The 461-nt window shown below is 57.3% G+C and carries 1 pseudogene; it reads left to right on the top strand.

Going from position 1 to position 461, the window contains the following annotated elements:
- Window positions 1-461, top strand: a pseudogene (locus tag Xsze_RS21560) (DNA primase); the annotation flags it as partial.

Raw genomic sequence — 461 nt, 5'->3', positions numbered from 1 at the left:
CTGACGATGGCGAGCACCGGCAAGGATGAAGCGACCGGCAATCTCGTCACCAAAAGCTACACGGTCAAAGGCCCGGTCATGCTGATGTTGACCACAACCGCCATTGATGTCGATGAAGAATTACTGAATCGCTGTCTGGTGCTGACGGTGAACGAATCCCGCGAACAAACGGAAGCCATCCATGCGTTGCAGCGCCGGAAGCAAACCCTTGAGGGCTTACTGGCGGAGAACGAGCGGGACTATCTGACGGCCCTGCACCAGAATGCCCAGCGCCTGCTGAAACCGCTGAATGTGGTCAATCCTTACGCCAGCCAGCTGACCTTCCTGTCCGACAAAACCCGCACCCGCCGTGACCACATGAAATACCTGACGCTGATCCAGAGTATTGCCCTGCTGCACCAGTACCAGCGGGACATCAAGACCGCTGAGCATCGTGGCCGCAAGCTGGAATACCTCGAAGT

The sequence above is a fragment of the Xenorhabdus szentirmaii DSM 16338 genome (assembly GCF_002632585.1).
GTDB classification, from domain to species: Bacteria; Pseudomonadota; Gammaproteobacteria; order Enterobacterales; family Enterobacteriaceae; genus Xenorhabdus; species Xenorhabdus szentirmaii.
The sequence above is the reverse complement of the archived record's forward strand: the minus strand, read 5'-3'. Positions and strand labels throughout refer to the sequence as shown.